Source organism: Streptomyces swartbergensis (genome assembly GCF_002148965.1).
Taxonomy (GTDB): Bacteria; Actinomycetota; Actinomycetes; order Streptomycetales; family Streptomycetaceae; genus Streptomyces; species Streptomyces swartbergensis.
In genome coordinates this window covers 1-13,565 of record NZ_NGFN01000239.1, presented here as the reverse complement: position 1 = coordinate 13,565, position 13,565 = coordinate 1, and the positions used below count along the sequence as shown (strand labels likewise).

Below are 13,565 nucleotides of genomic sequence, written 5' to 3'. Positions count from 1 at the left end.
CCGGTCTCCCGCACCGCTACGGCCGCGACACCGGCCAGATCGTGGAGGCCGCCGCGACCGGCGAACTCCAGGCGCTGCTGGTGGCGGGCGTCGAGATCGCCGACCTGCCCGACCCGGCACGCGCGCGTGCGGCACTCGACGAGGTCGGCTTCCTGGTCTCGCTCGAACTGCGGCCCAGCGAGATCACCCGCAAGGCCGACGTGGTCCTGCCGGTGGCCGCGGTCGCCGAGAAGGCCGGCACCTTCCTCAACTGGGAAGGCCGGGTCCGCTTCTTCGAGGCCGCGCTCAAGCCCGACCACATGACCCGCCGCCTCGCGCCCACCGACGCGCGCGTACTGCAGATGGTGGCCGACGCCATGGACGTCCACCTCGGACTGCCCGATCTGCGCACCGTACGGGCGGAGATCGACCGGCTCGGCGCCTGGGACGGCCCGCGGGCCACCGAACCCCTGGAGACGGCGGGCGTCCTGCCTCGTCCGGCCGCCGGTGAGGCGGTGCTCGCCGGACACCGGCTGCTGCTCGACCAGGGCGTTCTCCAGCAGGGCGACGAGGCACTCGCCGGCACCCGGCACGCCGCACGCGCGCGTGTGTCGCCCGCGACGGCCGCCGAGGCGGGCGTCAAGGAGGGCGACCTCCTCGCGGTGACCGGCCCCGAGGGAGTCGTCGAACTGCCACTCCAAATCAGTGAGATGCCCGACCGGGTGGTGTGGCTGCCGCTGAACTCCACCGGCGGCGGCGTCGCCTCCGACACCGGGGCGCGGCCCGGCTCCCTCGTCCGCATCGGCCCGGCGACCCTCGCCGGCGAGGCCCCCAAGGAGGTGGAGGCATGAGCCCGTACCTCGCCGCTGAAGACCTCTCGATGTTCGGCCACGACCCCTGGTGGCTGGTCGTCATCAAGGCGGTGTTCTGCTTCGCCTTCCTGATGGTGACCGTGCTGATCTCCATCGTCATGGAGCGCAAGGTCGTCGCCTGGATGCAGCTGCGCATCGGCCCCAACCGGCACGGCCCCTGGGGCATGCTCCAGTCGCTCGCCGACGGCATCAAACTGATGCTCAAGGAAGACGTCATCGTCAAGCGCGCGGACAAGGCGGTGTACGTCCTCGCGCCGATCGTCGCGGCCATCCCGGCCTTCATGGCGATCGCGGTGATCCCCTTCGGCCCGGCCGGCAACGAGATCTCGATCTTCGGCCAGCGCACCACGATGCAGCTCACCGACCTGCCGATCGCGATGCTCTACATCCTCGCGGTCGCCTCGGTCGGCATCTACGGCATCGTGCTGGCGGGCTGGAGCTCCGGATCGACGTACCCGCTGCTGGGTGGCCTGCGCTCCTGCGCGCAGATGATCTCGTACGAGATCGCGATGGGCGCCGCGTTCGCCTCCGTGTTCCTCTACTCGGGGTCGATGTCGACCTCGGCGATCGTCGAGCAGCAGACCGACCGCTGGTACATCCTGCTGCTGCCGCTCTCCTTCGTCCTCTACATCGTGACGATGGTCGGTGAGACCAACCGCGCCCCCTTCGACATGCCGGAGTCCGAGGGCGACCTGGTCGGCGGTTTCAACACCGAGTACTCGTCGATCAAGTTCGCGATGTTCATGCTCGCCGAGTACGTCAACATGGTGACCGTCTCGGCCGTCGCCACGACGCTCTTCCTCGGCGGCTGGCGGGCTCCCTGGCCGGTCAGCACCTTCTGGGAGGGCGCGAACCACGGCTGGTGGCCGATGCTCTGGTTCACGGTCAAGGTCCAGTTGCTGCTGTTCATGTTCATCTGGATCCGCGGCACGCTCCCACGCGTCCGCTACGACCAGCTGATGAAGCTCGGCTGGAAGGTCCTCATCCCCGTCTCGCTGGTCTGGCTGATGCTCGTCGCGACCGTGCGTGCCTTCAGGAACGAGGGCTACGACTTCGCCGACATCGCCCTCTACGTCGGTGGCGGCGTGCTGGCCCTGCTGGTGCTCTCCTTCGTCGTCGACATGTTCCGCGAGAAGACGAAGCAGGCCGAGCAGCCCGCCGAGACCCCGGCCGCCTTCGACCCGATGGCGGGCGGATTCCCCGTACCGCCCCTGCCGGGGCAGGAGCTTCCACCGGTTCCGCGACGCCGCTCGCGCAGTGAGCGGGAGCTGATTGTCAGTGGTGGGCCCGATACTCAGAGTGACGGATCTCTGGGCGGAACTACGGATGGAAAGGAGGCGTCCGATGGCTGAGGAACCGAAGGACACCACACCCGGTTTCCAGAACCCGGTGGCCGGCTTCGGCGTGACCTTCAAGGCCATGTTCAAGAAGCGGCTGACCGAGCAGTACCCGGAGCAGCAGAAGACCACGGCTCCGCGCTTCCACGGACGGCACCAGCTCAACCGCCATCCCGACGGCCTGGAGAAGTGCGTCGGCTGCGAACTGTGCGCGTGGGCCTGCCCCGCCGACGCCATCTACGTGGAGGGCGCGGACAACACCGACGAGGAGCGCTACTCGCCGGGCGAGCGGTACGGCCGCGTCTACCAGATCAACTACGCCCGCTGCATCCTGTGCGGCCTGTGCATCGAGGCGTGCCCCACGCGCGCGCTCACGATGACGAACGAGTTCGAGCTGGCCGACTCCAGCCGGGCCAACCTCATCTACACCAAGGAGCAGCTGCTCGCCGGTCTGGAGGAGGGCATGGTCGACACGCCCCACGCCATCTACCCGGGCATGGACGAACAGGACTACTACCGGGGCCTGGTCACCGAGGCCGCACCCGGTACGGAGCAGCAGGTCACCCACTCCAAGGGCGAGGTCGTCCAGGAGGCCGACTCGACCTTCGGCGGGACGGAACCGGCGTCGGAGAAGGTGATCGGCCGATGACCGCCCAGCTCGCCGCCTACTCCACCTCCACCGGAGAGGCCGTCCAGTTCTGGATCCTGGGCACGATCGCGGTGATCGGCGCCCTGTGCACCATCCTCATGAAGAAGGCCGTGCACAGCGCCCTCTGCCTCGCCGGGACCATGATCATCCTGGCGGTGTTCTACCTCGCCAACGGCGCCTACTTCCTGGGCGTCGTACAGATCGTCGTCTACACCGGCGCGATCATGATGCTGTTCCTGTTCGTGGTGATGCTCGTCGGCGTCACCGCGGCGGACTCCCTGAAGGAGACCATCAAGGGCCAGCGCTGGCTGGCCCTGCTGTGCGGCCTCGGCTTCGGCGTCCTGCTGATCGCCGGGATCGGCAGCGCCTCCCTGAGCGAGTTCAACGGCATCGGCCAGGCGAACGCCGGCGGCAACGTGGAGGGCATCGCCGCCCTCCTGTTCACCAGGTACGTCTTCGCGTTCGAGATCACCGGCGCCCTGCTCATCACGGCCGCCGTCGGCGCCATGGTGCTCACGCACCGCGAGCGCACCGAACGTGCCAAGACGCAGCGCGAACTCTCCGAGCAGCGGGTCCGCGAGGGCAAGCAGCTGCCGCCCCTGCCGGCCCCCGGTGTGTACGCCCGGCACAACGCGGTCGACATCGCGGGCCTGCTGCCCGACGGCACGCCCTCCGACCTCACCGTCAGCAAGACGCTGCGCGAGCGGGGCCAGATCAGGGACGTGTCGCAGGAGGCGCTCAACGACCTGCGGGCCCTGGAGCAGCGTGCCGAGGAGCGCCTGGAGCGGAAGGCCATCGAGCCGACCACGTTCAAGCGGCCCGAGGAGGCGTCGAAGTGAACCCGGTCAACTATCTGTACCTCGCGGCCCTGCTGTTCACGATCGGTGCCACCGGCGTGCTGATCAGGCGCAACGCGATCGTCGTGTTCATGTGCATCGAGCTCATGCTCAACGCCTGCAACCTCGCGTTCGTCGCCTTCTCCCGGATGCACGGCAACCTCGACGGCCAGATCATCGCCTTCTTCACGATGGTCGTCGCCGCCGCGGAGGTCGTGGTCGGGCTCGCGATCATCGTGTCCCTGTTCCGCGCCCGCCACTCGGCCTCGGTCGACGACGCCAGCCTGATGAAGCTGTAAGGGGTCGGAAGAATCGTGGAGAACCTCATTGCGCTGCTGGTGGCGGCGCCCCTGCTCGGAGCGGCGGTCCTGCTGTGCGGCGGACGCCGGCTGGACGCCGTGGGCCACTGGATCGGCACGCTGCTCGCGGCCGCCTCCTTCCTGCTCGGCCTGGTGCTGTTCACCGACATGCTGGGCCAGGACGCCGAACACCGGGTCATGGCCCAGCACCTGTTCAGCTGGATCCCGGTGGAGGGCTTCCAGGCGGACGTCGCCTTCCAGCTCGACCAGCTGTCCATGACGTTCGTGCTGCTGATCACGGGCGTCGGATCGCTGATCCACCTCTACTCCGTCGGGTACATGGAGCACGACGAGCGGCGCCGCCGCTTCTTCGGCTACCTGAACCTGTTCCTCGCGGCGATGCTGCTGCTCGTCCTCGCCGACAACTACCTGCTGCTGTACGTCGGCTGGGAGGGCGTCGGTCTCGCCTCCTACCTGCTGATCGGCTTCTGGCAGCACAAGCCCAGCGCCGCCACGGCCGCGAAGAAGGCCTTCCTGGTCAACCGCGTCGGCGACATGGGCCTGTCCATCGCGATCATGCTGATGTTCCTCTGGTTCGGCACCTTCGCCTTCGGGCCGGTGCTCGGCAGCCACGACGAGGCCGGGCTCGCCGGAGCCGCCGGTGAGGACAAGCTCACGGCGATCGCGCTGATGCTGCTGCTCGCCGCCTGCGGCAAGTCCGCCCAGGTGCCGCTGCAGTCCTGGCTCGGGGACGCGATGGAGGGCCCGACCCCGGTCTCGGCCCTCATCCACGCCGCGACCATGGTGACGGCGGGCGTGTACCTGATCGTCCGCTCCGGAGCCGTCTTCAACGGCGCCCCGGACGCGCAACTGGTCGTCACCATCGTCGGTGCGGTCACGCTCCTGTTCGGTGCGATCGTCGGTTGCGCGAAGGACGACATCAAGAAGGCGCTGGCCGGTTCGACCATGTCGCAGATCGGCTACATGATCCTCGCCGCGGGCCTCGGCCCCATCGGCTACGTCTTCGCGATCATGCACCTGGTGACGCACGGCTTCTTCAAGGCCGGGCTGTTCCTCGGCGCCGGTTCGGTCATGCACGGCATGAACGACGAGGTGGACATGAGGAGGTACGGCGGCCTGCGGAAGTACATGCCGGTCACCTTCGTCACCTTCGGCCTCGGCTACCTGGCCATCATCGGCTTCCCGGGCCTGTCCGGCTTCTTCTCCAAGGACAAGATCATCGAGGCGGCGTTCGCCAAGGGCGGCACCGAGGGCTGGATCCTCGGCGGCTGCGCCCTGCTCGGCGCGGCCATCACCGCGTACTACATGACGCGCGTGATGCTGATGACGTTCTTCGGCGAGGAGCGCTGGCGCAACGCCCCGACGCCGTCCCCGGCCCAGCCGGACGTGGAGCCCGCCGCCGAGACGCGCGGCGAGTACACCCCGCCGCACCCGCACGAGTCGCCCAAGGTCATGACGATCCCGATGATCGTGCTGGCCGTCGGGTCGGTGGGCGGCGGTGCGTTCTTCAGCATCGGCGACCGCTTCATGCACTGGCTGGAGCCCATCACCGGACACGACCACGGCCACCCGCCGATCAGCGCCCTCACGGTCACGCTGGCCACGGTCGCCGTGATGGTCCTCGGCGTCGCCGTCGCCTGGGCGCAGTACGGCCGCCGCCCGGTCCCGGCCGTCGCCCCGCGCGGCTCCCTGCTCACCCGGGCCGCCCGGCGCGACCTGCTCCAGGACGACTTCAACCACGTCGTCCTGGTCCGCGGCGGCGAGCACCTGACGCGGTCCCTGGTCTACGTCGACCACACCCTGGTCGACGGCGTCGTCAACGGCACGGCGGCCTCGGTCGGCGGCCTCTCCGGGCGGATGCGCAGGCTGCAGAACGGCTTCGCCCGCTCCTACGCGGTCTCGATGTTCGGCGGCGCGGCGGTCATCGTCGCCGCGACCCTGCTGATGAGGGCGGTCTGATACCGATGTCCTTTCCTCTGCTGACAGTGACAGCGGCGCTCCCGGCCGTGGGGGCGATCGCCACGGCCGCCGTACCGGCCGCGCAGCGCACCGCCGCCAAGTGGCTGGCGCTGCTCTTCTCGCTCGCCACCCTCGTCCTGGCGATCACCGTCCTGGTCCGCTTCGACCCGGACGGCGAGCGTTACCAGCTCACCGAGTCCCACGCCTGGATCGCGGACTTCGGCGTCCGCTACGAACTGGGCGTGGACGGCATCGCGGTGGCGCTGATCGCGCTGACCGCCCTGCTGATCCCGTTCATCATCCTCGCGGGCTGGCACGACGCCGACCCGCTGGAGACCGGCAGCAAGCGCTGGCGGCCGACGCAGGGCTTCTTCGCCCTGATCCTGGCCGTCGAGGCGATGGTGATCCTCTCCTTCGAGGCCACCGACGTCTTCCTCTTCTACATCTTCTTCGAAGCCATGCTGATCCCGATGTACTTCCTCATCGGCGGCTTCGGGGACCGTGCCCACGAGCACGGCGAGAAGACGGCGGCCACGCAACGGTCGTACGCGGCGGTGAAGTTCCTCCTCTACAACCTGGCCGGCGGCCTGATCATGCTGGCCGCGGTGATCGGCCTGTACGTGGTCGCCGGGAACTTCTCGCTCACGGAGATCGCCGAGGCCCGCGCCAACGGCTCGCTCGACATGGCGACCAGCACCGAACGCTGGCTGTTCCTCGGTTTCTTCTTCGCCTTCGCGGTGAAGGCGCCGCTGTGGCCGCTGCACACCTGGCTGCCCAACGCGATGCAGGAGTCCACCGCCCCGGTCGCCGTACTGATCACGGCGGTCGTCGACAAGGTGGGCACCTTCGCGATGCTCCGCTTCTGCCTCCAGCTCTTCCCGGAGGCCAGCAAGTGGGCGACGCCCGCCATCCTCGTCCTGGCCCTGATCAGCATCATCTACGGGGCGCTGCTCGCGGTCGGCCAGCGGGACATCAAGCGGCTGATCGCCTACGCGTCGATCTCCCACTTCGGCTTCATCATCATGGGCATCTTCGCGATGACCAGCCAGGGCCAGTCCGGGGCGACGCTCTACATGATCAACCACGGCATCTCGACGGCCGCACTGATGCTGGTGGCGGGCTTCCTGATCTCCCGGCGTGGCTCGCGGCTCATCGCCGACTACGGCGGAGTGCAGAAGGTCGCCCCGGTGCTCGCCGGCACGTTCCTGATCGGCAGCCTCGCGACCCTCTCCCTGCCGGGGCTGGCGCCGTTCGTGAGTGAGTTCCTGGTCCTGGTCGGCACGTTCACGCGCTACCCGGTGATCGGGATCATCGCCACCTTCGGCATCGTGCTCGCCGCGCTCTACACCCTCGTCCTCTACCAGCGGACGATGACGGGGCCGGTGAAACCGGAGGTCGCGGCGATGCCGGACCTCAGGGTGCGTGAACTCGTGGTCGTCGCCCCGCTGGTCGTACTGCTGATCTTCCTGGGCGTCTACCCGAAGCCCGTCACGGACATCGTCAACCCGGCGGTCAAACAGACCATGTCCGACGTACAGAAGAAGGACCCCCAGCCCGAGGTGGAGGCGGCCAAGTGAGCGCAACAGCCGTCCACAGCCTGTGGACAACCGCGGCCGAACCGATCACCAAGATCGACGCGCCGAAGTTCGAGTACGGACAGCTGGCGCCCACCCTGATCGTCGTCGGAGCGGCGATCGTCGGGATCCTGGTCGAGGCGTTCGTCCCGCGCAAATCGCGTTACTACGTCCAGATGTTCGTGTCCGTCGTCGCACTCGCGGCCGCCTTCGCCGCGGTTGTCGCACTCGCGGCCGACGGATACGGCACCACCAAGGCGCGCATCGCGGCGATGGGCGCGATCGCCGTCGACGGACCGGCCCTCTTCCTCCAGGGCACGATCCTGCTGGCGGCCCTGGTCGGCCTGTTCACCTTCGCCGAACGGCGGCTCGACCCGGTGGAGCACGGCAACCGCGTCGACTCCTTCGCCGCGCAGGCCGCGTCCGTGCCGGGCAGCGAGAGCGAGAAGGCGGCGATCAAGGCCGGGTTCACCACCACCGAGGTGTTCCCGCTGCTGCTGTTCGCCGTCGCCGGCATGCTGATCTTCCCGGCGGCCAACGACCTGCTGACGCTCTTCGTGGCACTGGAGGTCTTCTCACTCCCGCTGTACCTGCTGTGCGCGCTGGCCCGCCGCAAGCGGCTGATGTCGCAGGAGGCGGCGGTCAAGTACTTCCTGCTCGGCGCGTTCGCCTCCGCCTTCACCCTCTTCGGTATCGCGCTGCTGTACGGCTACGCGGGCTCCATGTCGTACGCGACGATCGCACAGGTCGTCGACGGGACGGTCCAGGACGTCAACCCGGCGCTCGCCGACACCATGGGCAACGACGCGCTGCTGCTGGTCGGAGCCGCGCTGCTGGTGATGGGCCTGCTGTTCAAGGTGGGTGCCGTGCCGTTCCACATGTGGACGCCGGACGTGTACCAGGGCGCGCCGACGCCGGTGACCGGTTTCATGGCGGCGGCGACCAAGGTGGCGGCCTTCGGCGCGCTGCTGCGGGTGCTGTACGTGGTCCTGCCGGGCCTGCGCTGGGACTGGCGGCCGGTGATGTGGGCGGTGGCCATCGTCACCATGCTGGGCGGTGCGATCGTCGCGATCACGCAGACCGACATCAAGCGGCTGCTGGCGTACTCGTCGATCGCGCACGCCGGGTTCATCCTCGCGGGTGTCATCGCGACCACGCCCGACGGTGTCTCGTCGGTGCTGTTCTACCTGGCCGCGTACTCGTTCGTGACGATCGGCGCCTTCGCGGTGGTCACGCTCGTGCGCGACGCGGGCGGCGAGGCGACGCACCTGTCCAAGTGGGCGGGGCTCGGCCGGCGTTCGCCGCTGGTGGCGGCCGTGTTCGCGGTGTTCCTGCTGGCCTTCGCGGGCATTCCGCTGACCTCCGGTTTCGCCGGGAAGTTCGCCGTGTTCAAGGCGGCGGCGGAGGGCGGGGCCGCCCCGCTCGTCGTGATCGGTGTGATCTCGTCGGCGATCGCGGCGTTCTTCTACATCCGCGTCATCGTGCTGATGTTCTTCAGCGAGCCCCGGCCGGAGGGCCCGACGGTGGCCGTGCCGTCGCCGCTGACGATCACGGCGATCGGGGTCGGCGTGGCGGTCACGCTGGTGCTCGGTGTGGCGCCGCAGTACTTCCTGGATCTGGCGGGGCAGGCGGGGGTGTTCGTGCGCTGACGCCGCGCCGGCTGTGAGACAGCGGCCCGGCTTCCCTTCCGGGGGGAGCCGGGCCGCTGTCCTTTGGCGTCGTGGCGATTACTCGCCGCCCTTGCGCCGCGGCTTGATGCCGGCCAGGTCCAGGTCCGCGGCGAACGGGGCGCTGACCTTCATCCGCTCACGGAAGATGCCCACACTGGTGTACGCGCCGGTGGTGGGCTCCAGCTCGAAGGCGTGCACCACGGCGAGTCCCTTCTCGTTCTCCACACGCCAGTAGTGAGGGATGCCGGCCCGGGCGTATTTCAGCGGCTTGGTCTCGCGATCCCGTGACATGGAGTCCGCGGAGACGACCTCGATGGCGAGCAGGACGGACTCCGCTGGATACCGGGTCTGCTCAGGATCCTCCACCACGTCGCCGCGTACCACGATCACATCCGGCTCGGGCCGGTTCTGGCGATCGATGTCGATGGTGAACTCGCGAATGACCTCGTATTCCGCGGGGGCGATGGACTGGAGCTGCCATTCGAAGAAGCTCACAGCGCGCGAGTGGAAAAGTGTCTGCGGACTCGCGAAGACGAGGCTCCCGTCGATCAGTTCCGTGTGCGGAGGCAGATTCGGGAGGCGGTCCAGGTCGTCGGCGGTCCAGCCGCCTTCCGGCGGGGTCGGCCAGGTCGGCGTGGACGCCTTCGGTGCGACGCTCATCAGTGCTCCCATGGGACGGAGTCTCGCCGGGTCTTTCAGGCTATCGGGCGGAAACGGGCGGGGTCTCCCGCGAACGTGTGAACGACGGTCGTGTCCTTGACGCAGGCGTTCGGAGCGGCCTGTGGATAACTCCGGGGCTGTCGGTGCGGGCGCCTATGGTGGACGCAGTGGTCGAGGCGCGACGCACGGGGGACGGAACGATGGTCGCTACAGGCGGGACGGGTGTGATGACGGAACTGGACGCGGTGACCGGGAACGGGACCGGTGCGGGCAGGGGCCCCGCCGGGCCCCTCGGCGCCGAGGCGAGCGAGGCGCTGGCCACGCTGCACCGGGTCTTCGGATACGAGGCCTTCCGCGGCGAGCAGGAAGCGGTCATCGAGCACGTGGTCGCGGGCGGCGACGCGGTGGTGCTCATGCCGACCGGCGCCGGCAAGTCCCTCTGCTATCAGGTCCCGGCCCTGGTCAGGCCCGGTACAGGTGTGGTCGTCTCCCCGCTCATCGCCTTGATGCAGGACCAGGTGAACGCGCTGCGGGCGCTGGGCGTGCGGGCCGGGTTCATGAACTCCACGCAGGACTTCGACGAGCGGAGGGTGGTGGAGGCGGAGTTCCTCGCCGGTGAGCTGGACCTGGTGTACCTGGCGCCGGAGCGGCTGCGGCTGGAGAACACGCTCGACCTGCTCTCACGCGGGAAGATCTCCGTCTTCGCGATCGACGAGGCGCACTGCGTGTCCCAGTGGGGCCACGACTTCCGGCCGGACTACCTGTCGCTGTCGCTGCTCGGCGAGCGCTGGCCGGACGTACCGAGGATCGCGCTCACGGCGACGGCCACGCACGCGACGCACCAGGAGATCACCGAGCGGCTGAACATGCCGTTGGCCCGGCACTTCGTGGCGAGCTTCGACCGGCCCAACATCCAGTACCGGATCGTGCCGAAGGCCGACCCGAAGAAGCAGTTGCTGAGCTTCCTGCGCGAGGAGCACGCGGGCGACGCGGGCATCGTCTACTGCCTGTCGCGCAACTCGGTCGACAAGACCGCCGAGTTCCTCAGCCGCAACGGCATCGAGGCGGTGCCGTACCACGCGGGGCTGGACGCGGGTACGCGCGCGGCCCACCAGTCCCGCTTCCTGCGGGAGGACGGCCTGGTCGTGGTGGCGACCATCGCCTTCGGAATGGGCATCGACAAGCCGGACGTACGCTTCGTCGCCCACCTCGACCTGCCCAAGTCGGTCGAGGGCTACTACCAGGAGACGGGCCGGGCGGGGCGTGACGGGCTGCCGTCGACGGCCTGGATGGCCTACGGGCTGAACGACGTCATACAGCAGCGCAAGCTGATCCAGTCGGGCGAGGGCGACGAGGCGTTCCGGCGGCGGGCCCAGGCCCACCTGGACTCGATGCTGGCGCTGTGCGAGACGGCCCAGTGCCGCCGAGGCCAGCTCCTCGCCTACTTCGGCCAGGACCCGGACCAGCCTGCCTGCGGCAACTGCGACACCTGCCTGACCCCGCCGGAGACCTGGGACGGCACGGTCGCGGCGCAGAAGGTGCTCTCGACGGTGGTGCGGCTCCAGCGGGAGCGCGGGCAGAAGTTCGGCGCGGTGCAGATCGTGGACATCCTGCTGGGCAAGCGGACCGGCAAGGTGATCCAGTTCGACCACGACCGGCTGTCGGTGTTCGGCATCGGCGAGGATCTGACCGAGGGTGAATGGCGCGGTGTGATCCGGCAGTTGCTGGCCCAGGGGCTGCTCGCGGTGGAGGGCGAGTACGGCACGCTCGTGCTGACCGAGGCCAGCGGGGAGGTGCTGCGGCGGGAGCGGGAGGTGCCGCTGCGGAAGGAGCCGAAGAAGCCGGTGACCTCCCGGTCCGGAGCGTCGGGGTCGTCCGGCTCCGGGCGGGGCGAGCGCAAGAGCAGGACGGCCGCCGCCGAGCTGCCCGAGGCACTGCTGCCGGCCTTCGAGGCACTGCGCGCCTGGCGGGCCGAGCAGGCACGCGAGCAGGGCGTCCCGGCGTACGTCATCTTCCACGACGCCACGCTGCGGGAGATCGCCACGGTGTGGCCGAGCTCGGTGGCCGAGCTCGGTGGGATCAGCGGAGTGGGGGAGAAGAAGCTCACGACGTACGGGGAGGGCGTGCTGGAGGTGCTCGCGTCGCTGGGCGGGCCGCAGGGTGCGGCTTCGGCGGCCGGCTCGGCAGCGGTGGCGGGCTCGGCCGTGGCTGAGGCGCCCGGCCAGGACGAGGGCGAGCCGCACGAGTGGCCGGAGCTGGACGGGGAGCCGGAGCCCGACTGGATATAGGCCGAGCTTCGGCTGGGTCAGGGCAGGGCATCGGCTGGTGCTGGTGCTGGTGCTGGTGCTGGTGCTGGGGTGGGGGCAGGGCCGGCAGAGCTGGGCGTCGGCCCGGACCCGGACATTGGCCCGGCTCGGGTGTCGGCCCAGGTGTCGGCCGGCTCGGGTGTCGGCCCGGCCCCGGGTATTCGCCCGGCCCGGACATCGGCCCGTCCCGAGCGTCGGCCTGCGTTCCCCGGCCGCACCGGCAGCGGTCACAGCGCCCTTGCCGCGTACGCCCTGACATCCGCGTCGGCGTCCGACGTCGCCGTCGCGAGGGCCGCGCGGGCCTCCTCGGTGACGCGGTGCCGGGTCAGTGCCAGGACGGCGGCCTTGCGGACATCGGCGTTGGCGTCCGAGAGGGCCTTGGCGAGGGAGGGGACGGCCACCTCGGGGTCGATGACGGACAGGGCCGTGGCGGCTCCGGCCCGCACCTGCCAGGCCTGCTCGGACAGGGCGGCCACGGCACGCTCGGTGAGGGGTGCCGGGCAGCCGGTGGTGCCCGCCAGTTGCCGGCCCGGTCTGCGCGCAGCCGGCGCCGCGCGCGGTGGGCGGCGACGGTGGTCGCGGCTCCCTGTCCGGCGTGGTCTCGGATGCGGTCACTGGGTATGGCCCGGACCATACCTATCCGATAGGAAAAGTGGTGTTGCAGGAATGTTGCGCCATCGAGCGCGACCGGTTCGGTCGTTGAGCTGGTTTTTCGGCGGGCCGGTGAGGAGATCCGCCACCGACCCCACCGGTCCGGTACGGCTGTGACAGAGATCCGCCACCGACCACTGGTCCCGCACGGCTATGACAGAGACCCGACACCAGCCGCCGGTCCCGTACGGCTACGACAGGGCAGTCAGACCCGGCGCGAACACGATCAGCAGGGGCAGCAGCGGTACCAGTGCGGCCGTGGTGGTCGTCAGGGCCCGGTGCCGGCGGCCCAGCCGGGGCGGCGGTTCCAGGAGCCGGTCGACCCGCTCGCCCAGCAGGCGGTGGCTGGAGGCGCAGGACAGGACGCCGCGGTGCTGGTTGAGCTCGATCAGGGCCAGGGCCGTGGTCAGGTGGCCGCAGCGGCGGGACGCCGTGTCGTCGGCGGCCAGTTCGACCAGTCGGTGCGTCTGGTCGCAGAAGTGGGCGAACAGCGGGATGCGGGGGAAACCGGTGGCCAGGGCGGTGGACAGGTGCAGCAGCCAGTCGTGGCGGGCGCGGGCGTGGCCGCGCTCGTGGGTGAGGACGGCGCCGAGCTGGTGGTCCGTGAGGCGGTGCAGGGCGCCCGTGGTGACGATCAGCTGGGGAGGGCTGCCGGGCATCCACCAGGCGTCGGGGTATTCGTCCTCCAGGACGATCAGCTGGGGAGGGCTGCCGGGCATCCACCAGGCGTCGGGGTATTCGTCCTCCAGGAC

At 69.7% G+C, this 13,565-nt stretch carries 11 protein-coding genes and 2 pseudogenes; 9 read left to right on the top strand and 4 right to left on the bottom strand.

All coding sequences use genetic code 11. The annotated features are described in order from the left end of the window. The 8 genes from CA983_RS30035 to nuoN form a co-directional block, all read left to right on the top strand. Positions 1 to 830, top strand: an 830-nt coding sequence (locus CA983_RS30035) for a molybdopterin-dependent oxidoreductase (protein ID WP_086603958.1), incomplete at its 5' end; no start/stop codon positions are given. Beyond that, positions 827 to 2,203: an NADH-quinone oxidoreductase subunit NuoH gene (gene nuoH, locus CA983_RS30030; RefSeq protein ID WP_086603957.1), complete on the top strand. Its 1,377-nt coding sequence runs from the start codon at positions 827 to 829 to the stop codon at positions 2,201 to 2,203. The genes CA983_RS30035 and nuoH, both read left to right, overlap by 4 nt. Further along, complete coding sequence (gene nuoI, locus CA983_RS30025) at positions 2,196 to 2,837, top strand: NADH-quinone oxidoreductase subunit NuoI (RefSeq protein ID WP_086603956.1); 642 nt, start codon at positions 2,196 to 2,198, stop codon at positions 2,835 to 2,837. Before nuoH ends, nuoI begins: the two co-directional genes overlap by 8 nt. Then, on the top strand, positions 2,834 to 3,676 hold the full coding sequence (locus tag CA983_RS30020) for an NADH-quinone oxidoreductase subunit J (RefSeq protein WP_086603955.1): 843 nt from the start codon (positions 2,834 to 2,836) through the stop codon (positions 3,674 to 3,676). The genes nuoI and CA983_RS30020 overlap by 4 nt, the downstream gene beginning before the upstream one ends. Then, the gene (gene nuoK / locus CA983_RS30015) at positions 3,673 to 3,972 is read left to right on the top strand and encodes an NADH-quinone oxidoreductase subunit NuoK (protein ID WP_003992252.1); all 300 of its coding nucleotides are present in this window, start codon (positions 3,673 to 3,675) and stop codon (positions 3,970 to 3,972) included. Before CA983_RS30020 ends, nuoK begins: the two co-directional genes overlap by 4 nt. Positions 3,973 to 3,987: 15 nt before the next feature. Beyond that, positions 3,988 to 5,952 carry an NADH-quinone oxidoreductase subunit L gene (gene nuoL, locus CA983_RS30010; RefSeq protein ID WP_086603954.1) on the top strand — a complete coding sequence of 655 codons (1,965 nt, stop codon included), beginning with the start codon at positions 3,988 to 3,990 and terminating at the stop codon, positions 5,950 to 5,952. A gap of 5 nt (positions 5,953 to 5,957) precedes the next feature. Next, a complete protein-coding gene (locus CA983_RS30005; RefSeq protein WP_086603953.1) occupies positions 5,958 to 7,529 on the top strand; it encodes an NADH-quinone oxidoreductase subunit M in 1,572 nt (523 codons plus the stop codon). Beyond that, a complete protein-coding gene (gene nuoN / locus CA983_RS30000; protein WP_086603952.1) occupies positions 7,526 to 9,175 on the top strand; it encodes an NADH-quinone oxidoreductase subunit NuoN in 1,650 nt (549 codons plus the stop codon). The genes CA983_RS30005 and nuoN overlap by 4 nt, the downstream gene beginning before the upstream one ends. A 78-nt stretch (positions 9,176 to 9,253) precedes the next feature. Here the strand turns inward: nuoN and CA983_RS29995 are convergent, their stop codons facing one another. After that, positions 9,254 to 9,856, bottom strand: coding sequence for a Uma2 family endonuclease (locus tag CA983_RS29995; protein ID WP_086603951.1), 603 nt, complete (start codon positions 9,854 to 9,856; stop codon positions 9,254 to 9,256). Between the two features lie 227 nt (positions 9,857 to 10,083). Between CA983_RS29995 and recQ the strand changes: the two genes are divergently transcribed. Continuing rightward, on the top strand, positions 10,084 to 12,144 hold the full coding sequence (recQ, locus tag CA983_RS29990) for a DNA helicase RecQ (RefSeq protein ID WP_244207159.1): 2,061 nt from the start codon (positions 10,084 to 10,086) through the stop codon (positions 12,142 to 12,144). 245 nt (positions 12,145 to 12,389) lie between these two features. Here the strand turns inward: recQ and CA983_RS29985 are convergent. The 3 genes and pseudogenes from CA983_RS29985 to CA983_RS29980 form a co-directional block, all read right to left on the bottom strand. After that, a pseudogene (locus tag CA983_RS29985) lies at positions 12,390 to 12,677 on the bottom strand (HEAT repeat domain-containing protein); the annotation flags it as partial. An 11-nt stretch (positions 12,678 to 12,688) separates the two neighbouring features. Beyond that, positions 12,689 to 12,796, bottom strand: a pseudogene (locus CA983_RS49270) (GntR family transcriptional regulator); the annotation flags it as partial. Between the two features lie 208 nt (positions 12,797 to 13,004). Beyond that, the coding region (locus tag CA983_RS29980) for a M56 family metallopeptidase (RefSeq protein WP_143645583.1) at positions 13,005 to 13,565 on the bottom strand (561 nt) is incomplete at its 5' end.